The organism is Enterococcus sp. MSG3290 (genome assembly GCF_050555565.1).
Classification (GTDB): Bacteria; Bacillota; Bacilli; order Lactobacillales; family Enterococcaceae; genus Enterococcus_B; species Enterococcus_B faecium.
In genome coordinates, this window is sequence record NZ_CP187862.1 from 2483071 (window position 1) to 2504775 (window position 21705).

Sequence of the window (21705 nt, forward strand, 5' to 3'; positions counted from 1 at the left end):
TAAAAAGAGTGTGCTATAATAAACCAAGAAATTGAATGAAGCGAGGGATCAATCAATGAGCTTCTCTTTAGAAGACATCCGTCATTTACTATTAAAAGAAAATCTATTAAAAGAATTTGTTTCAACAAGAGGCTGGCATCTTGATGTACCAGAAAAAGCTGAATTTCTTCAGTTAAGTTATGATTCAAGAAAAGCTGATGCTTCTACTTTGTTTTTCTGTAAAGGAATGAATTTCAAAGAAGAATATTTGGATTCAGCAATCGAACAGGGTATTCAATATTATGTATCAGAACAGCCATACGAAAATTCAGCAGTAGGAATCATCGTAACGGATATCCGTAAAGCAATGGCGCTTCTTGCTATGGCTTTTTACGACTATCCGCAAAATAAATTGAAAGTGATCGGATTCACTGGAACAAAAGGTAAAACAACTGCTGCGTACTTTACAAAAGCAATCTTGGATCACACAACAAATAAAAAAACAGCATTGCTTTCTACTATGAATACAACGTTAGATGGCAAAACATATTTCAAATCCCATTTGACAACGCCTGAGTCATTAGATTTATATCGTATGATGTCAGAAGCAGTTGAAAATGGTATGACTCATCTAGTGATGGAAGTTTCTTCACAAGCTTACAAAACACAACGCGTATACGGCTTGACTTTAGATGTCGGAATCTTCTTGAATATCTCGCCTGACCATATCAGTCCGATCGAACATCCGACATTTGATGACTATTTCTATTGCAAGCGACAATTGATCTTGAATTCAAAAACAGTTGTTTTAAATCATGAAAGTGACTATTTTGATTTACTTAGGGAAACAGCCGATCTATTCCAGATTCCAACGATCACTTATGGTCGTTCGGAAGAAAGCAATTATCAAGTGATCCGTTCAGATAAAGGTACTCACGGTTTTACTTTATCTTCTCATGAAGATCGCTTAGCTATCTGCGATACTGCTTATGATATTTTGCTGGCTGGAGGATTCAACCAAGAAAATGCAGCCAGTGCGATCATTGCCGCAGCACTAACAGGTGCCTCCAGTCAAGATGCACAAGACGGATTAAAAGAAGCTCGTGTACCAGGCCGAATGGATCAATTGATCCAATCCAATGGAGCGCATGTCTATGTGGACTACGCACATAATTATCTAAGCTTGAAAACATTGCTGGAATTTGCCAAAAATGAACATCCAGATGGCCGTGTAATTGTTGTATTAGGCAGCCCAGGAAACAAAGCAATCTCCCGTCGACATGATTTTGGAAAAGTGCTATCAGAAACAGCTGACATCGCCTTTTTGACGGCAGATGACCCAGCATTTGAAGATCCGAAAAAAATCGCGGAAGAAATCAATGAAGCAATTACTAATCCAGATTTGATCGTTCATTATGAAATGGATCGTCCTGAAGCGATTCGACGCGCTTTAGCAGAAAGCGCTCCGCAAGATTCAGTCGTTATTGCGGGAAAAGGCGTGGATCCCTATCAAAAAATCAATGGTGTAGATGAACCTTATGAAGGGGATTATGCAATCGTGAAGCGGTTGATTGAAGAATAATGGTATTTATATACTAGTGGTTTCCCATTTCTAAGAAAAAAAGGGACTGTGATTTTTTGTCACAGTTCCTTTTTTCTTAGAAATCATTTTAACTTTTCACTAGCTAATTCTGCTGCCTTTTCTCTTTCTTCATTTAATAATTTATTATCATAGAATTTGATAAATGGGAACCAGATAATGAATGCGATGATTGCACAAATGACTGCTAACACAGCCGCTTTCCAATCACCACCACTACCAACAAATGCTCCGATCCCGACTGGTGAAGGCCACGGCATCTGTGCAAGCATCGGTTTGACGATTTCCAGCCGAATGGCAAAATAAGCGAGTGTAGCAGAAGCCATCGGAGCTAAGAAAAACGGAACCGCTAAATAGGGATTGTAGACGATTGGCATCCCGAAAATGATTGGTTCATTGATATTGAATAATCCTGGTACAAGTGAGGCTTTTCCTAACACTTTCAGCTGATCAGATTTCGCGAGGAATGCAATAAAGATGATCAATCCTAAAGTCGCACCTGATCCACCAACGGTTACATAAGAATTGTTGAATTCTCCTGCCAACGGATAATTTGCGCCTTGTGCGTTAGCTGCCATATTAGCTAATACGATTGGGGTCAAGAAAGAAGTGATGATATTCGCTCCATGGATCCCTACGATCCACAATGCATGGATCAAGAAATAAATCACCATGACACCAAGCCATGTATTCGTCAACTGCGTAACAAACCCAAATGGGATAGCAATCATTTTGAAGATATCCGTTCCTAGTGCAACTAATAATCCATTGATGATCATCACCACAAACGCAATGACAAATGTTGGGATCAGAGCAGTGAAAGAACGAGAAACTCCTGGCGGAACAACATCTGGCATTTTTATGACCCAATTTCTCTTGACACACATACAATACAATTCGACCGCAATAATCGACATAATAATAGCTGTAAAGATTCCTGAAGTTCCTAAACGTTCGACAAAAGAGCCCATCCTAATACCATTTACTACAGTTTCTGTCTCATTGATAGAAGCAATCAAGCTGATTTTACCATCAGTCATGATCAATTCAGGGATACACATAAAGAATGCAAAAACAGATAGTAATGCCCCCGTGAGCGGATTAACATTTAATTTTTGTTCATCTCGTTCAATTGACGTTAATTCATAAGCAAACACAATGGCAAAGTAAATAGATAAAATCCCCATCGTCATTGTATTGACGATCATGTACAAGTCACTAACTTTGAAAAAAGTTGCATTAAAAAATCCTTCTAAAAATGGGAACGGTAATGGCAAAATATTTAAAACCAAAAACATCGAGCCTACAATCGTGAAAGGAATAGAAGCCATCCCCGCTGCCATGACAGCCCGAACGATTTTAAGTTGCGCAATTTTCCCCATAGGTCCCATCAGGTATTTCTGCAAAAAATCAAACATTAGTTATTCTCCTTTCCTAAATATAACGCTTTTTCATATTGTTTAATACGGATATACTGTTGGTCTTGGTTGAGTGAAATTTTCTTTAAACGATACTGTATAAATGCACTGGCAAAAATACCGCTTACAACAAGAATGAAAACAAATAACTGTCCTCCATTGTTATTTGCCATAAAAGGATACAAGAATGTAAATCCTGAGGTAAACAACACTGGAATCAATAATAAATTAAAGACACTCTGGAACAAAAAATACCACTTTGTCCATGGAACGTTCGTTTGGTGTTTTCGATAAAGCTTTACTTGTTCTCCTACTGCAGGCAAAATAGCTAAAATCAGAATCATCGGTAAACTACTTCCTAAACTTTTAGCTGATAGAAGCAGAATCATCCATTGCATGTTCATGAAAAAGAAAAAGGCAGTCAGGTAACGTACGATTAGATAACGATTGAAATACATGTTTTTCAAACTAAGTTGCTTTTTTTCTAATTCGATTTTCCTTTTTACTGTATCCTGCACAATGATCCTTCCTTCCTTTCTATTTATTTTTTTGATACAAATAATTCATTTCCTGTGCAACTTCCAATAATGTCATCGTCGTCATCAGATGATCTTGTGCATGGACCATGATAATTTCCATTTCTATTTTTGTCCCGCTGGCATATTCTTTCAGAAGTTGAGTTTGTGACTGATGCGCATGAAGAATCTCTTCATTTGCTTGTCGCAACTTCTCTTCTACTTCTTCAAACATCTCTTTACGCATCGAGCGAAATGCTTCATGTATCAGTGTCCGTGCATTTCCGCTATGGAAAATGATATCAAAAGAAGTCACTTGTAGTGTTTCACTGTTTATTTTTTCAGCCATCTGTTTTCCTCCTTATTCGATCAGTTTGATAAATTTACTGCTGAAATTCTCAAAAATAGGTTCAGCTAAGATTTCCTGCTGTACTTTTAGCTGGTCAACTAACCTAACGATTGCTTTAGTCACGACCGTAATTCCTTCATTTTCGATATAAGAAGGCGAAACTAAAAAAACAAAATGAATTTCTTGATATTGATCCCACTGCATCCCAGAAGGAATCAATGCAACGGCTACCTTTGTTTCGATTCCAACTGGAACAGCGGGATGTGGGACTGCCACTGTATCACTGAATATGATTTGTCCCATATTTTCACGTTGCTGGATCTGCTTTCGCATTTCTCTTATATATCCTTCTTCTTCATTTATGCTCAGCTTTTGCAGCAAATCATGAAGAATTTCTTCCTTTTTCGGTTCGTACGTATAAGTCTTGAAAAATTTTTCAGACAACTGTTCGGTGTAAATCTGCTTTTTTTGCTGTAGAGAAAATGCTGGTATCGGTCTATCTGAGGAATGATAGGGTATAGATTCTCCAATTACCTTTCGTATTTTACGAACATCATCTTCATTCAAAAAAATACTGACATGTAAAACTGGAATTTTGAAAAACATTGTCGAAAGATCAATAGAAGAAATAATCAGGTCGATTCCTTTTAAAGTTGTTTCATTGATCTCATAATAGCCTTTTACACTTACCACTGTAATATTTTTACCGAATTCACTGACTACGCGATTCTTTAATAGTTGGGCACTGCCGTAACCCGTTGCACAGATAATCAATGCATGTAGTTTATGCGCAGCTCTTTCTTTTTCCAATGTCGCCATGAGATGCAAAGCCAAATAGGCCCATTCATCTTCATTGATGGTATAGTTTTTCAAAGCCGGCATGTTGCTGAAATGCCTTTTTACTGCGTCAAAGACTTTGGGATTTTCTTTCTTTATCTCCTCAGTCAATGGGTTCTCAATGCGAATACCTCGGCTCAATCGAATCATCATCGGTGACAAATGATCAAGTAGTCCATTGAAAAGCTGGAGATCCTCTACTAATGAAAAATGAAATTCCTGAGACAATCTTTTCAGAACTTTCGCTAATTCCTTTGATAGTTCCTGATCATTTTGATTTTCTTTGTGATTCGACTTAGCCATGAGATGTAATGTCAAATAAGCAATTTCTTCTTCGGGAAACGATACACCTGCGATTACCTCAATACGTTGAACGATCCGCTGCGCCACTTGATACTCTACTCGCTTAGAAACTTCTTGTTCGATGCCTAATTCCTTGATTTCAAACCCTTCTCGGAGCCGTTTGATCCCCAAAGCCAAGTGTAAAGTCAGATTCTGTATGATAAAATCCGAAACTTTTAACTTAGCTTCTCTTGTTTCATCGAGAATGATAATGACTAGCTCTTCAAAACTGATGTCTGGGAAAAAACGGCTTTGTCCTAAATATTCTTTCAATGAATTTCCATAATGGTTTCCAAAAAAAGTATCCATGATAAAATGCCGTCGATTTCTTTCTTCCCCTTCGATCCATGTCCCTTGACCATGCTTAGAAACGATTTTTAGTGAATATGGAATCAATCGCTCCTTGATTTCTTGCATGTCCTTTGTCAAACTGGAACGACTGATATAAAGCTCTTCTGCCAAATCATCCATAAAAAGAATGGCATCTTCCAAAAGCAATTGGTTCAATATATACTTTTGTCGATCTTCGGACTCATAAAATCCTTGAGGTTCTCTAGCATATCCAGGTACTATTTCTTGCCGACTCAAAAACAAGTCAAATGTCAGTCTTTGTAAAATATGCAGTTGGTAGCCATAACCTGGTTTAGCAATGATCTTACCTCCGTTTTTTTCTACTAACTCTTTGATCCGCTGCAAGTAATTACGGATTGTCCGATCAGATAATAACAATTCAGAAGCTAAACGTTGACTGGTGACATACTCCTTCTTGTGATCAATCAAATATCTCAACAGCAATTTTTCCTTCTGTTTCATTATCATCCACTCCTATTCCATCATATGTTCTCTTCGATCACCTCTGCTAACTTCTGGATGCCTGTAGGGATTGGGACATACGCTTGGAAAGGGATACTAACAACAGGCTTTCCAACAGATTCTCCTAATTTTTTGAATTTATCCAAAAACATCGTCGTTTGCGGGCTGATCAGAAATAAATCAAAATCACTATTCTTAATCATATTATCGCCTTCTGTAGCTGAAACTGCATCTACGAGTACCTCTTCTCCTTTTTGCTTAAAGAAATCCGTTGTCTTTGAGGCCATCATCGAGGATGACATTCCTGCCGCACAAATAATCAATGCTTTTTTCATAAATCAATCACTCCTTTTATTTTTATAAACCAAGCATATCTTGTAAGCGTTTTCTATTCAAAATATATATTTCCGTAGCATTGCGGAAAAAATGTGTATCATATCTTGAATAATAATTTCTGGCACCGTGATATACTAGTGATAGAATTTTTTCAGGAGGGGATTTAGTGAGTATCACAGTGAATATTTTGTATACAAGTACAAATGGACAAGCCAGAAAATTTGCAGAAGAAATGGTCGAAAGAAACATTGTCAAAGCGATTCGTGCAGAAGAAGGAAACGAGAAATATGACTATTACTTTCCACTAGAAGATCCAGAATCTCTTTTACTGATCGACCGTTGGAAAGATGAAGAAGCAATCGAAAAGCATCACAAATCCGAAATGATGGCTCAAATAAACGAACTCCGTAAAAAGTATAAATTAAAAATGAAAGTCGAACGTTTCACTGATTTACCGTAAAAAGATACACATGGAATGATAGCAATTTATCATCCATGTGTATCTTCACTTTTTCCTTATTTTTTATTCGATCTCATCTAATGATTCAAACCGTGTTTTTCTCTTATTTTTCGGATAAGTATTTCAGTCACCCCAATATACATGATTCCTAAACATACCCCAAGGATATTCTCAAAAATGCGGATCGTTACTGCTCCTGGAACCCCGAATAAACTGGCAGTGATTGCCAAAGCACCAAAAGAATTAAAAACTGTTTTATATCTATAGGTAGAACAAACACCTAAAGCTAGACCACCTAATATACCGACCCAGTTAAAAGGAATAAATTGGCTGATACCAATAAATAAAACACATCCAATCAATGAGCCAATGATTCGGTCTACTGCTCGTTCTTTGAAACCAATCGACATCAATCCATAGCTAGATACAATAGAAGAAAATGCAAACCCTGCCCACATCAATCGCTGAAAAGGGACATACTCTCCTGCAACGATCAAAAGACTAATGCCAAATGCATAGATGAGCATCCAAATTTTTTCCTGCGAATACATGCCTTTCAAAAAAATCTCTTTAAACAAGCTTTTGTCTTTGTTCTTTTCTCGATGTTTTCTGTAAAGGAGAACTGAAAACCAACAAAAAAACAAAAATAATAAGCTACTTGTTTGTGTAAAGAAATTCTTGTTCAACGAATCTTTAGGTAACGAATAAACAATAAAGAGATATGAAAAGCCGTACAAAGAAGCATTCCCCATTTTGGGATCACTAGCGGTTGCCATTAATATGCTGCTTAGTAAAATAAAATGAATCAACATGCCCATAACTGACCATTTGATCAGCTGGACATACGGTGCTACTAATAGTGAGAACATGACGATTGCTAAACCTATGATCGAATGGGAAATCTTATAACCAAAGTCAACAAAACGAATACTCATCAACATACAGAATAAAACCACAGCGTATGGTTTATGCTTCGATTCAAATAATGTTGTAATTATAATGATAAAACAAATGGCAAACAATACGATGAATAATGATCGTAAAAACAATGAACAAATATACATGCACTTTTCTTTTTTAGAAGCTGCTTCTCGTATTTTTTGTTTTAAAATAAACGGATCTAGTTGTAGAGACTGATAAAAATCCACCTGTTGTCGTCCTTTCTTTTTACTTTTATTTTTTACAGTCATCTATGACAGGTTGTAAATACTATGGAACATCATATGGCGTTGTCATTTTCTTGTCAACTATTTTTCCTATTCATGTTTTTATAAAAAAACATATCGTTTTCTTGTATGATTAAATCACCACAAAATAAACAACTGAGAGAACGATATGCTTTATGAATGGTTCTATCAAAAAAATTCTGAGATCAATAGACAAAAATTTGATGATTACAGAGGTCTCTTACGAAACCTTACAGAAGAAAAAAACATTGATCGTTGCTGCAGTTCTCTTCCCTGCTCCATGTGTCTGTAGAAATTGTGGTTCTGCTGTGGTAGATGGAAATAGGAAATTAATGGTGGTGAAAAACAAGAAGAAGGAAACCATTGTCCACTTTGAATAATATAATCATATGCCAATGGTTATACGCCTAAAAAAGCAGCGCTATACCTGTAAAAACTGTCGAAGCCATTGGACCGCTCAAAGTTATTTTATCCGTCCAAGGCACTCGATTTCAAATCATGTCAGACATAAAATCACTTCTTTACTGACTGAAAAAGTGTCGCTATTTTTTATTTCGAAAAGTTGTTAGGTATCTTTGACAACCGTTATTCGCACATTGAAAGAGTTGAGAAGCTATTTACCAAAGTCTTCCAAAAGAATTCTGTCTTGAGTGTTGAGGGTTGTGAATTTCGTTCTCACGTTTCCGTTGAGGATAAACTGAGTTTTATTTCCGCGGATGGCGAGACAGTAAAATTAATCGAGAAAATTTACCTACACAAAAAATTCCTCGATTAACAAACTATTTCCTTAGCTGCACTAATCCTAAAGAAATAGAATTCTTAGTTACAGACATGAACGCCACCTACTTTCAGCTCACCAAACATGTTCTACCAAATGCGAAATTGGTGATTGATCGATTACTTGGTTTTTCCACGCCTTTCAAGGAAGCGTAACCTTTATTCACGAGTTGGTTGAAGCTTTCCGAGACAAAAGACCCGACTTGTTTTTCTCCTTATTGACAAAGAGCCATTAAAACTAGAGAAAAAATTACAACTGATCGCTGATTATTTGTAGAAAGAAAATCAAAGTATTACCCAATAAACTTGAGTCATTAGGCAAAAAACACTGCGAAACTCAAGAATGATTTTCGCAGTGTTTTTGTATATTTTTTATTAACTAGTATTACTACAAAGGTTTATTTTTCACTTCTCAACGCAGCACAAAATTGTCTTTACTTATTTACTGGTTGGGTTCAACCTTCTCTACTCCGATACTAATATTTGTTTGTATACCCCTTCTAAAATCGGTAGTTTCCATTCAATTGATGGGTACTAGTTGATTTTAAAAACTATGCTTATTCAATTTTTTATTTTAGCTCATATATTTCGTTTCTTTCTAAATTTTATACTGATGAAAACAAGTAGCACACCCAATATTGACAATATAAACTGGCTAATGATGGTTTCTCCAGTTTTTGGAAGATGCTTATTTCCACTGCTTGTTGGATTGTTTCCTCTTATATCTGAGCTATCAGCAACTTTTCTATTCTCTTTTGTTAAAAAGATCGCCACTTCTTGTTCTTTTTCGATCTTGAAAGTTACTGGTGTCGCATCTAATTCATACCCTATTGGCGCTTGAGTTTCTACCAGCTGATACACTCCTGGTGCTAAACCGTCAATTGTCAGTTTTCCATCTGCTCCTGTGGTTAAACCTGACTGCAAAACGGTTCCATTGGCATCTTGTAACTCAAAAACAGCTCCTTGCAGGATTTCCCCGCTTTGGTCATCGATCTTTGTCAACACGACACCGCCTGGTGTAAGTCGGTTTTCTTTCGTCAATTCTACCACCGCTGTCTGACTTCTTTCGATCTCAAACTCGATCGGTGTCGCATCCAATTCATACCCCGTTGGCGCTTGGGTTTCTACCAGCTGATACACTCCTGGTGCTAAACCGTCAATCGCCAGTTTTCCATCTGCTCCTGTAGTTAGACCGGTTTGTAGTGTTTCTCCTTCTCGGTTCTGTAACTCAAAAACAGCTCCTTGCAGGACTTCTCCGCTTTGGTCATCGATCTTTGTCAACACGACACCGCCTGGTGTAAGTCGATTTTCTTTCGTCAATTCTACCACCGCTGTCTGACTTCTTTCGATCTCAAACTCGATCGGTATCGCATCTAATTCATACCCTATTGGTGCTTGAGTTTCTACCAGCTGATACACTCCTGGTGCTAAACCGTCAATTGTCAGTTTTCCATCTTCTCCTGTAGTTAGACCGGTTTGTAGTGTTTCTCCTTCTCGGTTCTGTAACTCAAAAACAGCTCCTTGTAATACTTCTCCGCTTTGGTCATCGATCTTTGTCAACACGACACCGCCTGGTGTAAGTCGATTTTCTTTCGTCAATTCTACCACCGCTGTCTGACTTCTTTCGATCTCAAACTCGATTGGTGTCGCATCTAATTCATACCCTATTGGTGCTTGAGTTTCTACCAGCTGATACACTCCTGGTGCTAAACCGTCAATTGTCAGTTTTCCATCTGCTCCTGTAGTTAGACCGGTTTGTAGTGTTTCTCCTTCTCGGTTCTGTAACTCAAAAACAGCTCCTTGCAGGACTTCTCCGCTTTGGTCATCGATCTTTGTCAACACGACACCGCCTGGTGTAAGTCGGTTTTCTTTCGTCAATTCTACCACCGCTGTCTGACTTCTTTCGATCTCAAACTCGATTGGTGTCGCATCTAATTCATACCCTATTGGCGCTTGAGTTTCTACCAGCTGATATGCTCCTGGTGCTAAACCGTCAATTGCCAGTTTTCCATCTTCTCCTGTGGTTAGACCTGACTGCAAAACGGTTCCATTGGCATCTTGTAACTCAAAAACAGCTCCTTGCAGGATTTCCCCGCTTTGGTCATCGATCTTTGTCAACACGACACCGCCTGGTGTAAGTCGGTTTTCTTTCGTCAATTCTACCACCGCTGTCTGACTTCTTTCGATCTCAAACTCGATCGGTGTCGCATCCAATTCATACCCCGTTGGCGCTTGGGTTTCTACCAGCTGATACACTCCTGGTGCTAAACCGTCAATCGCCAGTTTTCCATCTGCTCCTGTAGTTAGACCGGTTTGTAGTGTTTCTCCTTCTCGGTTCTGTAACTCAAAAACAGCTCCTTGCAGGATTTCCCCGCTTTGGTCATCGATCTTTGTCAACACGACACCGCCTGGTGTAAGTCGGTTTTCTTTCGTCAATTCTACCACCGCTGTCTGACTTCTTTCGATCTCAAACTCGATCGGTGTCGCATCCAATTCATACCCCGTTGGCGCTTGGGTTTCTACCAGCTGATACACTCCTGGTGCTAAACCGTCAATCGCCAGTTTTCCATCTGCTCCTGTAGTTAGACCGGTTTGTAGTGTTTCTCCTTCTCGGTTCTGTAACTCAAAAACAGCTCCTTGTAATACTTCTCCGCTTTGGTCATCGATCTTTGTCAACACGACACCGCCTGGTGTAAGTCGATTTTCTTTCGTCAATTCTACCACCGCTGTCTGACTTCTTTCGATCTCAAACTCGATTGGTGTCGCATCTAATTCATACCCTATTGGTGCTTGAGTTTCTACCAGCTGATACACTCCTGGTGCTAAACCGTCAATTGTCAGTTTTCCATCTGCTCCTGTAGTTAGACCGGTTTGTAGTGTTTCTCCTTCTCGGTTCTGTAACTCAAAAACAGCTCCTTGCAGGACTTCCCCGCTTTGGTCATCGATCTTTGTCAACACGACACCGCCTGGTGTAAGTCGGTTTTCTTTCGTCAATTCTACCACCGCTGTCTGACTTCTTTCGATCTCAAACTCGATTGGTGTCGCATCTAATTCATACCCTATTGGCGCTTGAGTTTCTACCAGCTGATATGCTCCTGGTGCTAAACCGTCAATTGCCAGTTTTCCATCTGCTCCTGTGGTTAGACCTGACTGCAAAACGGTTCCATTGGCATCTTGTAACTCAAAAACAGCTCCTTGCAGGATTTCCCCGCTTTGGTCATCGATCTTTGTCAACACGACACCGCCTGGTGTAAGTCGATTTTCTTTCGTCAATTCTACCACCGCTGTCTGACTTCTTTCGATCTCAAACTCGATCGGTGTCGCATCCAATTCATACCCCGTTGGCGCTTGGGTTTCTACCAGCTGATACACTCCTGGTGCTAAACCTTCAATCGCCAGTTTTCCATCTTCTCCTGTAGTTAGACCGGTTTGTAGTGTTTCTCCTTCTCGGTTCTGTAACTCAAAAACAGCTCCTTGCAGGACTTCTCCGCTTTGGTCATCGATCTTTGTCAACACGACACCGCCTGGTGTAAGTCGATTTTCTTTCGTCAATTCTACCACCGCTGTCTGACTTCTTTCGATCTCAAACTCGATCGGTATCGCATCTAATTCATACCCTATTGGCGCTTGAGTTTCTACCAGCTGATACACTCCTGGTGCTAAACCGTCAATTGTCAGTTTTCCATCTTCTCCTGTAGTTAGACCGGTTTGTAGTGTTTCTCCTTCTCGGTTCTGTAACTCAAAAACAGCTCCTTGTAATACTTCTCCGCTTTGGTCATCGATCTTTGTCAACACGACACCGCCTGGTGTAAGTCGGTTTTCTTTCGTCAATTCTACCACCGCTGTCTGACTTCTTTCGATCTCAAACTCGATTGGTGTCGCATCTAATTCATACCCTATTGGCGCTTGAGTTTCTACCAGCTGATACACTCCTGGTGCTAAGCCATCTATCGCCAGTTTTCCATCTGCTCCTGTGGTTAAACCTGACTGCAGAACGGTTCCATTGGCATCTTGTAACTCAAAAACAGCTCCTTGCAGGACTTCCCCGCTTTGGTCATCGATCTTTGTCAACACGACACCGCCTGGTGTAAGTCGGTTTTCTTTCGTCAATTCTACCACCGCTGTCTGACTTCTTTCGATCTCAAACTCGATTGGTGTCGCATCTAATTCATACCCTATTGGCGCTTGAGTTTCTACCAGCTGATACACTCCTGGTGCTAAGCCATCTATCGCCAGTTTTCCATCTTCTCCTGTAGTTAGACCGGTTTGTAGCGTTTCTCCTTCTCGGTTCTGTAACTCAAAAACAGCTCCTTGAAGGACTTCACCACTGCCTTCAGCATGTTTAATTAGTTCAACACCACCCGTATCAAGGATGTTTTCAATGGTTAACGTTACTTCTTCTATGGAGTATTCATTTATAAAAACATCATGTACCGTCGCATCTAAAAGATACCCTTCCGGTGCTTCTATTTCTCGGACTTGATAGCTGCCTACAGGAAGCGGTTCACTTAAAAATTCTCCGTTTTCTGCCGTTATACCTTCTTGTATCACTTGTGAATCGCTTGATAAAATTTCAAATTTTGCTCCTGCCAGCCTTTGGCCATTCTCATCAGTTTTAATTACTTTAATACGCCCATCGATTTTCCTTGTTCTTACAGTACTCGTATTCAATCGATTGTCACTATTCACAAGCGTTGCAAAGTTTAAAATTTGATCGCCGACCGCATACGCTTCTACATTGACCTTAAAAGAGAGGGTAAAACTTGTCGGACCACCAATCGTATTATTCGCACTGAAACGAACTATTCCATTATTGACTTCGGCATCAATGAAAGAGGGAATATCTGATAGAAATGACACAAATTCCATGCCTTCTTCCAAAACATCTTCAATAACAAGCGTATTGCTTGTTCCAGAAAACATCGAGACATGCAGAGTATACGTTAGTTCATTTTCATTGAGATTGATAACATTTTTGTCCACACTTTTTCTTAAAGAGATTGCCGGAAGATTACTTTCAGGGATTCTCAAGCGGTAGTCTCGGCTCATTACCTGATTATTGTAGGTCATACTCGCTCGATTCCGAGAAAACCCATCCTCTTGTCTTCCTTCATTGAACAAGTCGACATCGGTCACTTCAAGAGCATATTCAATAAAATACGATTGACCCTCTGCTAGATTACCAAAGTCCACAACAAGTGTATTCGTTTCCTTATTAAAAGATACTTTGTCCACAAATTCCTCGGAAACATAATGAGTTCTAACGTTTGCTTCACCTGGATTCGTTACTTCTGCGATCCGAACCCCACCTGAAATAGGTTCTCTATTTCCAGTGGAACTCCATGTAGTCGGATTCGGTGCCAAAGTTGTTCCTTGCGGTAGTACATCGGTAACCACTACACCGTCTTTTCGTGATCCTTCATAATTTACCTGCAAAATAAATTTATTACTGTTGGTCACGTCTTGCCCGTCAATCAGCAGATTCCCAAGATTTCCTTGGCTGTCGATTTCTCTAGAGCCATAGTATAATTTCGAAAAAATGGGTCTTGATGAAGGAATAGGCGTAATTGAAAATTCCGTGTTTGCTGCTCGCTCAGCATAAGTAAGACTCACTTGAAAGTCATTATTTGGCTCAGTACCGCCTGATTGAAAGAAAGCAACTTCAAACGTGATACTGAATGTATACGACTGAGCGGCTTCATTTAATCCTTCATAATCAAAGGTAAATGGAAAAACAACGTCTGTGCCTTCTTGGTAAAATGCCAGTGGCTTTAAAGGTGAATCATCAGCGACCTCCACTCTAATGAACTCAATTAAGCCAATCGATGCTCTAGGAACTCGTACGACCATCTCCCCATATTCTTCAAGAATATCGCCAGCGCCTCCTTGAATGTATCCCTTTAACGTTTGTGTATGCCTGCTCGGCAAAGTGGGGCGCTCAGCAGAGATGCCGATGTCATAATTCAAGAGCTCCTCTTGTCTTTCAATCTGAGATTCCTGCGTTATAGATGGCTCAGATGATCTCGCTTCATTAAAAGATTCACTTAAGCTTTCTTCTGGTATATTAAAAGATTCACTTGTGCTTTCTTCTGGTACATTAAAAGACTCACTTGTGCTTTCTTCTGGTACACTGATTTCTATTGAGACCGTATTTGATTGAATATCACCGCTTCTTGCGGTCAATTCGTATTTACCTGAATGCTGGGAAGAATAAGTAATCAGACGTTCGTAATCATTGAGTTGCTTCACTTCCCCTTCAATCAAATCCTCACTCTTATCAATGACCAATGCATTTAGCAGGTCTGGTGTTCCTCTGACTCGCAACTGGAACTGCTCACCCAAAGCAGCCTCCTCTTGATCAACTTCGATCGTCAGCGAACGCTCTGGCTGTTCTGCTAAAGACTCAGCTAGAACCGTTATGTTCCCAAATTGATTGATCACAATAAGCATAACTAGAAACATACTTAACAGTTTATGAAATTTGTTCCTCACTATTACTCCCCCTTATAATTTTGACTAAACAACAAGGTACCCGATAATTTTCTAAAAAGATTCCCCAACTCAAAATGGCTGCGTTACCTCCCTCGTATTTTCGGTTCAACTCAAGCGTTGCAATGTAAGCTGTAAACAAAGCTAATGATTGCCGATTGTCTTCTGTTGATTGATTCGATAGCTTTGTATGACTTTTAGTTGTCCGTGTGGCTTAACCATAATTATGATTTCACGATTCCTCCTGCCAGTGCCTTGCACAAGCTGGAGCGTAACCCTAATAGTTATTTTGTTAATGTACTTATATACTTTTATACTTTTCCATTAGAAACAATCACTAAATCGTTGATACCAAGGTCAGACTCTAGAATTTCATCAGTGAGTCCCTGTATTGGTTAACCTTCATCAATCCCAAAAAAATATATCAATGCTTAGCATCAAAATGAATATATAGTTTAGAATACTTGGGATTCATCGATAACTGATCGCTTATTTGGCCATATTATTTGGCACTTGGTTCAACTAAACGCATTTAGGATGTTCCTTCATTCTCGTCATGGATGTTCTCAAACCGTCATTACTAATAAACTGTCCACCGAATCGATGGTTCATTTCTTGCATTTTCCACGTCCAATTACTCTTTTTGCTCTTTATTTGGGCGTAGTTTTACTTTCTTAACTTGTATCGTCTTCTATCAACTCCTTAATCATCTTCTTAGCTTTATTGGCTCGGTTTCCTTGTAAAAGGTATCTACAAATAGTGACAATCTGTATTAAATCTTCATCATTTTCTGTAATGTCAATAATTTCTATATTCTGTACCATATATTGCAAAGGGTTTCACTAAGTTCATAACCGAAGCGGATTAAACAACTTTTGTATAGAATAACTACCTTTTCTATTTTTCCATTGGTAATTCTGTCTATTAATTGGTTTAATCCTTTTGTTGTAGTTGATTCCACTACCAAGATGATTCTCTCGAATTTTAAAGCTTGAAGATGTATTGCTATTTTTGCTAACTGGCGTATTTGCAACTATTTTTCCCTTCTATTCTTCCTTCATTGATTCCCCTCTAAAATTACTATCCATAAAAAATTGCATAAATGACAATAGTATTTATATTAGTCATACTGCTTTTTAACGCAGCAAATTCCAGAAAAACATTCGTTACATATTTGTGAATTTTTCCAAAAAATAACATTTTTATAAAACGACGAAAAATAAATCACTACCAGTCAACTTCTATAATATTACCAAATAACAAACTAACTATCCATCAATAACGTGTTTTATTTTTTAAAATTTCTATAAAAAAATAATCATTCTTAAAAAGAATATCAAAAAATAACAATAACCTTTGTGATTTTTCTTGTTTGAAGAATGTTAGAAGAAAAATCTCTAAATACTTATAATTATTTTATAAGCAAAAAAAATGCTATCGGTAGTATCACCGATAGCTGAGGAAAGTCACAGTAGGGACTATTTGATTAAAAAATATGTTTATTCAATCCATCTATTTATTTTTGCCTTATTAACATATTGTAATAATGTAAGCAACAATGTATTTTAAGTGTAATGCTTTTATGCACCTATTTAATTTATCATTCTCATCTGATACAATCTCACTCATAACAATATGAATTTTTCTTCTCATTAGTCTCAGTTCACCATGAATTATACATAACACCCAATACAATTATTTTTCCATACTTTTTTAAGAGGACAATTACATCGTATATATCGCTAAGAATTGCAACTGTTCCATTTTTAAAGACATATTTCCTCTAAAAAACTAAAATTCTATCTATCCACGACTAATAATCCCCCACATTAAACCCGTAATCGAACCAGAAAATTTTTCTTTATAACTAAAACAACCATCATTTCCGAGTTATCTTAAACACATATTTCCTATTTTTTCATTTCTATCCATGCATGATAATATTCAGTTCTGATATTGTTTTCATCCGTATTCGTCAATAGATACTGGCCGATCACTTCTCCTGTTTTCCATCCTTTTTCATACATTCTTTCTCTGATTTCTAAAATATTATTACGTTCCGCATGGTTCATCTCGGATTTCAATAAGAATCGACGATAAACAGCCGTATCTTTTTTCTCCCAAATCACGTCTTGAGTAAATAAATGTACTTCACTAGGGTCGATAAAAAATCCATACATCGTCTGTGAACTGGAAGCTGGCATACTCATCATCCCAAAGCTTGAATAGTTAGGTAGAAATTTTTTGATTTCCACAATATCTTCAAACTCCGTTGAGATCATACAGTCAAAAGGGATCTCTTCTACAGGAAATTCTTCCTCGTTTGTATCGATCATCAATTTCAACTGTTTTTTTCGCGCCCTTATCTCTTTTTGTTTTTGTTTCATCACCACCAGTTCTTTATGGATTCTTCTTTCTGTTTCATCAAGTGTCTCATATAACTCCGTCAATGTTTTTCCATATAAATTCTTCATCTGTTTGATCGGTATATCTAATTTTCTATAAAAAACGATATCATAAAGCATAAAAATATCATCGATATCAAACAATCGATAATCATTCTCTTCTTGTCTACTTGAACGGATTAATCCTTGTTCATCCCAATAGCGGATCGTTGATTTTGGCAAATCAAATAGTTCCGATACTTGGCCAATCGTATACATTTTTTTCATTTTTTCTCACCTCTTTTCCAGTTTATTCTTTTTTCTATTGACCTTCAAGTTACTTGAAGGTATAGAATCGAAAAGTATCAGGAAAAAAGGAGGAATAATATGTCTATCTTAAAAACATTCTTACAGAAAAACAAAGGACTCGCTCTCCTTACCTTTGTGATGATCTGTTTACAAATCGCCGGTACATTAGGTGTACCAAAATTAGTAGCAAAGCTGATCGACACAGGTATAGCAAGTGGCGAAGCCTCAGTTATAAAAAAAATCGGAGTTGAAATGCTGCTTGTAGCGTTTCTAGGAACAATCGCTGCAGTTGCCTCTAGTTACTTTTCAGCATTGGCTTCCGCTAGGTTTGGATTCCAAACGCGGGAGAAATATTTCCGTAAATTCCAACAGCTGTCAATGAAGGATATCAGTCGTTTTAGTTCTGGATCTCTTTTGACAAGAATGACGAATGATGTCGATAATGTCCAGCAAATGATTGTTTTATTTTGCCAAATGATCTTACCAGCACCGGTTATTTGCGTTTTCACCATTCTCATGATGTTTCGTTATTCTCTATTACTAACATGGGTTACATTGATCTCTGTTGTTTTTTATGTATGGATTGTTTATCGACTGATGAAACGAGGGGCACCTTTATCTTTGAGTATCCAGCCAAAAATGGATCGGATCACCATCACATTGAGAGAATTCTTTACTGGGATTAATATGATCCGTGCCTTTGATAATCAATCATATGAAGAAAAGCGAACGAATAAGAGCTTTGCTGACTATGCTAATCAAATGATCAAAGTGAACCGAATATTTGCTTGGGTCACTCCAATTGCTTTTTTGCTCATGGGAATCGTTTATGCTTCTATTTTGTGGTTTGGCGGAAATCTTGTGGCAGAAGGAGCATTACAAATCGGTGTCGTGACTGCTGTAGTCGAATACTCTATGCTGACACTTGCTTACTTGATGATCGCAGCTATGGTATTGGTCATTATCCCTAAATCGTTTGCCTCATTACGACGGATAGAAGAAATACTGCAAGCAGAGATCGAAATTGAGGAAGAGACGATCAAAACAGTGGCTGAACCAACCTTTGATCAGACAAATGCAGCTGCTTTTGAACATGTCACATTTAAATATACTGAAACCTCTGATCCAGTTCTAGAAGATATTGATTTCACAATACCTAAAGGAAAAACAACAGCGATCGTTGGCGGGACCGGATCTGGAAAAAGTAGTTTGGCGAAACTTCTCTTGAGACTTAGTGACCCTACGATAGGAAAAGTAACCCTTGGTGGTATTCCTCTTACTCAAATGACTCAAGAACAGATCCGCTCCCACATCAGTTATGTCCCTCAGAAGGCTTTCTTATTCAGCGGGACAATTTTAAGCAACTTGCAGATGGGAAATGAATATGCCTCAACAGAAGAGTTGTCTAAAGCGATCAAGATCGCTCAATTAGAAGAACTAGTGGACACCCTTCCTGACGGATTGGACAGCTTTGTTGCTCAAGGCGGTTCTAATTATTCAGGTGGCCAGAAACAGCGGATATGTATTGCTCGAGCGTTGATCAAACCAGCAGAGATCTATGTATTCGATGATAGTTTCTCCGCTTTAGACTATAAAACAGATGCAGCATTAAGAGCAGCCCTTCATAAACACATGTCGGAGAAAACTCTCGTGATTGTTGCTCAACGCCTCAGTACGATCCAACAAGCAGATAACATCATTGTTTTAGATGAAGGAAAAATCGTTGGACAAGGTACTCATGAAGAACTACTGTCTAATTGCCAAACTTATCAGGAGTTTGCAAAATCACAAGGAATATAGAAAGAAGGGATACGATGGAAAAGAAAAAAACGTTGAACACGCGTGCTTTGATACGTTTTTGGAAAATGATCAAACCTGAACATAAATATTTTTACGGATTGTTTCTATGCAGTTTATTCGGGAACCTATTAGTCGTAGCCATGCCCTTGATCATGGGAATCGGGATCGATGATCTCTTATCAGAAATAAGAAAAACAGGTATTGGACAGCTTTCTTTCAGTGATATCAAACAAGCATTGTTGTTCCCTGTCTTATTGCTGATCGGCTGTTCAGTCTTAAGCAGCATCACTTCATTTATTCAGGAACGGACAATGGCAGCGTTAAGCGAAAAGATCACATTGAGGGTGCGAAAAGAAATCACAAAAAAATTCAAAACATTACCGATGTCGTTTTTTGACAATCATCAAGTAGGTGACATCATTAGTCGGACAACTACCGGTCTCAATCAACTTTCTCAAGTGTTATTGACAGGTATCAATCAATTTTTTACTTCTGTCGTAACAATAGCTGCTGCCGGTCTGATGCTGTTTTATATCGAAAGCAAGCTTACTTTGCTCGTCTTATTGCTGATCGTTGGCAGTTCAATTGTTACAACTAAGATTGCGAACAAAAACAAACAGATTTCTGAACAGAATCAGTATGAACTGGGTGTTTTAAATAATCGAATGGAAGAAATCCTAGCTGGTAATCTAGTGGTCAAAACATTCAATCAGCAAGCTCATGCAGAAGCTGCTATACACGAAGTAAATAAAAAGCAATACAACGCTTTTAAACGTGCTCAATTTATGAACTTTGCTATCTATCCGGCCATTCGTTTCATTAATCAACTCGCCTTCATCATAAGTGCGGTATTCGGTGCTATGCTTGTTCTATCAGGTGGTGTGACGATCGGCTTCTTACAAGCTTATCTTCAGTACATCAATCAGATTTCTGAACCAATTTCTACCGCTTCTTATGTGATCAACTCGATCCAATCCGCAATGGCAGCAATCGATAGGATATTTGAGATATTAGATGAAACAGATGAAATTCCAGACCTTCCAGATGCAAGACTTTTAGAACAACCGAAAGGAAAAATAGCTTTCAAAAATGTACAGTTTGGTTACACATCAGATAAAATATTGATGAATCAAGTCGATTTTTCAGTAAAGCCAAAACAAACGGTAGCGATCGTTGGTCCCACTGGTGCAGGAAAAACGACTTTAGTCAATCTGCTGATGCGTTTTTATGAACTGAATAAAGGAAAGATCGAATTCGACGGTCTTGATATTACCAAGCTTTCACGTGGAGAACTACGTCGTTCTTTTGGGATGGTTTTACAAAATACCTGGCTGTTTGAAGGAACGGTAGCTGATAATATCGCCTACGGGAAAATGGATGCCACAAGAGAACAAATTATCGAAGCGGCTGAAATCGCACAATGTGATCACTTTATTCGAACACTGCCAGACGGATATGATACGATCATTTCTAGCGAAAACGGCACGTTATCTCAAGGACAGCAACAATTATTGACAATTGCTCGAGTCATTCTAGCGAATCCTCCTGTCGTTATTTTAGATGAAGCAACTTCTAGCGTAGATACACGAACAGAAGCATTGATTCAGCAAGCAATGGAAGCTGTGACAAAAGATAGGACAAGTTTTGTGATTGCACACCGATTGTCAACGATTGAAAATGCAGACATGATCCTTGTAATGAAGAATGGCGATATCGTCGAAAAAGGAACACATTCTGAACTACTCCAATCACCAACGCTTTATGCCAGTCTTTATAATAGTCAATTTCAGATAGCGTAACAAACATTATCTAAAAAGCTATCGATCATGTATGATTAGTCCATGATCGATAGCTTTTTTAAATGTACTAGTGGTGCCACTAGAAACACAAAGAATAATACTAATGATACTTTTTGGATAGCTCCTTCAGTTTCGTTCGGTAAGTAGTGACAACAGTCTTGTCACAATCCCTTTTTACGAATAGACGGTGTTCAAGAGACAACCTATCGGCAATAAGACACGATCTTGTAAAATACGAGAAGCTATTCTTCAAAATCGCTTCTTGTTGCTCTTGCCAACTCCGAGTCACGAGTTACACTATTCAACAAATA

12 protein-coding genes and 2 pseudogenes are annotated in these 21705 nt (G+C 38.3%); 5 read left to right on the top strand and 9 right to left on the bottom strand.

Annotated elements, in window-relative coordinates; translation table 11 throughout:
- Positions 1 to 55: 55 nt before the first annotated feature.
- On the top strand, positions 56 to 1561 hold the full coding sequence (locus IGL31_RS12005) for a UDP-N-acetylmuramoyl-L-alanyl-D-glutamate--L-lysine ligase (RefSeq protein WP_002294486.1): 1506 nt from the start codon (positions 56 to 58) through the stop codon (positions 1559 to 1561).
- Between the two features lie 83 nt (positions 1562 to 1644).
- Here IGL31_RS12005 and celB read toward each other — a convergent pair whose 3' ends face one another.
- From celB to IGL31_RS12030, 5 genes are read right to left on the bottom strand one after another with little or no spacing between them, the layout of a single operon-like run.
- Complete coding sequence (gene celB, locus IGL31_RS12010) at positions 1645 to 2997, bottom strand: PTS cellobiose transporter subunit IIC (RefSeq protein WP_002285961.1); 1353 nt, start codon at positions 2995 to 2997, stop codon at positions 1645 to 1647.
- A complete protein-coding gene (locus tag IGL31_RS12015) occupies positions 2997 to 3515 on the bottom strand; it encodes a hypothetical protein (RefSeq protein ID WP_002325611.1) in 519 nt (172 codons plus the stop codon). Before IGL31_RS12015 ends, celB begins: the two co-directional genes overlap by 1 nt.
- A gap of 19 nt (positions 3516 to 3534) precedes the next feature.
- A complete protein-coding gene (locus tag IGL31_RS12020; RefSeq protein ID WP_002285954.1) occupies positions 3535 to 3861 on the bottom strand; it encodes a PTS cellobiose transporter subunit IIA in 327 nt (108 codons plus the stop codon).
- 12 nt (positions 3862 to 3873) lie between these two features.
- Positions 3874 to 5853 (bottom strand): BglG family transcription antiterminator, encoded by a 1980-nt coding sequence (locus IGL31_RS12025; protein ID WP_086300240.1) that lies wholly within the window; start codon positions 5851 to 5853, stop codon positions 3874 to 3876.
- Positions 5854 to 5873: 20 nt separating this feature from the next.
- Positions 5874 to 6188, bottom strand: coding sequence for a PTS cellobiose transporter subunit IIB (locus IGL31_RS12030; RefSeq protein WP_002297720.1), 315 nt, complete (start codon positions 6186 to 6188; stop codon positions 5874 to 5876).
- A 167-nt stretch (positions 6189 to 6355) separates the two neighbouring features.
- Between IGL31_RS12030 and IGL31_RS12035 the strand changes: the two genes are divergently transcribed.
- Positions 6356 to 6649 (top strand): antibiotic biosynthesis monooxygenase family protein, encoded by a 294-nt coding sequence (locus tag IGL31_RS12035; RefSeq protein WP_002285944.1) that lies wholly within the window; start codon positions 6356 to 6358, stop codon positions 6647 to 6649.
- 77 nt (positions 6650 to 6726) lie between these two features.
- Here IGL31_RS12035 and IGL31_RS12040 read toward each other — a convergent pair whose 3' ends face one another.
- Positions 6727 to 7839 (bottom strand): FUSC family protein, encoded by a 1113-nt coding sequence (locus IGL31_RS12040; RefSeq protein ID WP_002321621.1) that lies wholly within the window; start codon positions 7837 to 7839, stop codon positions 6727 to 6729.
- 152 nt (positions 7840 to 7991) lie between these two features.
- On the opposite strand from IGL31_RS12040, the pseudogene IGL31_RS12045 reads away from it, so the two are divergent.
- Positions 7992 to 8840: pseudogene (locus IGL31_RS12045) on the top strand (transposase); the annotation flags it as partial.
- Between the two features lie 352 nt (positions 8841 to 9192).
- Here IGL31_RS12045 and IGL31_RS12050 read toward each other — a convergent pair.
- From IGL31_RS12050 to IGL31_RS12060, 3 genes and pseudogenes are all read right to left on the bottom strand, one after another.
- On the bottom strand, positions 9193 to 15105 hold the full coding sequence (locus IGL31_RS12050; RefSeq protein WP_430619507.1) for a SpaA isopeptide-forming pilin-related protein: 5913 nt from the start codon (positions 15103 to 15105) through the stop codon (positions 9193 to 9195).
- Between the two features lie 671 nt (positions 15106 to 15776).
- Positions 15777 to 16070 (bottom strand): annotated as a pseudogene (locus IGL31_RS12055) (IS607 family transposase); the annotation flags it as partial.
- A gap of 942 nt (positions 16071 to 17012) precedes the next feature.
- Complete coding sequence (locus IGL31_RS12060) at positions 17013 to 17774, bottom strand: MerR family transcriptional regulator (protein ID WP_002307953.1); 762 nt, start codon at positions 17772 to 17774, stop codon at positions 17013 to 17015.
- A gap of 99 nt (positions 17775 to 17873) precedes the next feature.
- Here IGL31_RS12060 and IGL31_RS12065 point away from each other — a divergent pair, with 99 nt between their 5' ends.
- Both IGL31_RS12065 and IGL31_RS12070 read left to right on the top strand, forming a co-directional pair.
- Positions 17874 to 19595, top strand: coding sequence for an ABC transporter ATP-binding protein (locus tag IGL31_RS12065; RefSeq protein ID WP_010727306.1), 1722 nt, complete (start codon positions 17874 to 17876; stop codon positions 19593 to 19595).
- Between the two features lie 14 nt (positions 19596 to 19609).
- Entirely contained in the window at positions 19610 to 21394 is a 1785-nt protein-coding gene (locus IGL31_RS12070; RefSeq protein WP_002285918.1) for an ABC transporter ATP-binding protein, read from the top strand.
- Positions 21395 to 21705: the final 311 nt, after the last annotated feature.

What these genes read in the sequence shown, in the direction of transcription:
- IGL31_RS12060 (WP_002307953.1), bottom strand. Translation starts at nt 17,774, where the DNA reads ATGAAAAAAATGTATACGATTGGCCAAGTATCGGAACTATTTGATTTG.
- IGL31_RS12065 (WP_010727306.1), top strand. Translation starts at nt 17,874, where the DNA reads ATGTCTATCTTAAAAACATTCTTACAGAAAAACAAAGGACTCGCTCTC.
- celB (WP_002285961.1), bottom strand. Translation starts at nt 2,997, where the DNA reads ATGTTTGATTTTTTGCAGAAATACCTGATGGGACCTATGGGGAAAATT.
- IGL31_RS12040 (WP_002321621.1), bottom strand. Translation starts at nt 7,839, where the DNA reads ATGACTGTAAAAAATAAAAGTAAAAAGAAAGGACGACAACAGGTGGAT.
- IGL31_RS12020 (WP_002285954.1), bottom strand. Translation starts at nt 3,861, where the DNA reads ATGGCTGAAAAAATAAACAGTGAAACACTACAAGTGACTTCTTTTGAT.
- IGL31_RS12030 (WP_002297720.1), bottom strand. Translation starts at nt 6,188, where the DNA reads ATGAAAAAAGCATTGATTATTTGTGCGGCAGGAATGTCATCCTCGATG.
- IGL31_RS12025 (WP_086300240.1), bottom strand. Translation starts at nt 5,853, where the DNA reads ATGAAACAGAAGGAAAAATTGCTGTTGAGATATTTGATTGATCACAAG.
- IGL31_RS12070 (WP_002285918.1), top strand. Translation starts at nt 19,610, where the DNA reads ATGGAAAAGAAAAAAACGTTGAACACGCGTGCTTTGATACGTTTTTGG.
- IGL31_RS12005 (WP_002294486.1), top strand. Translation starts at nt 56, where the DNA reads ATGAGCTTCTCTTTAGAAGACATCCGTCATTTACTATTAAAAGAAAAT.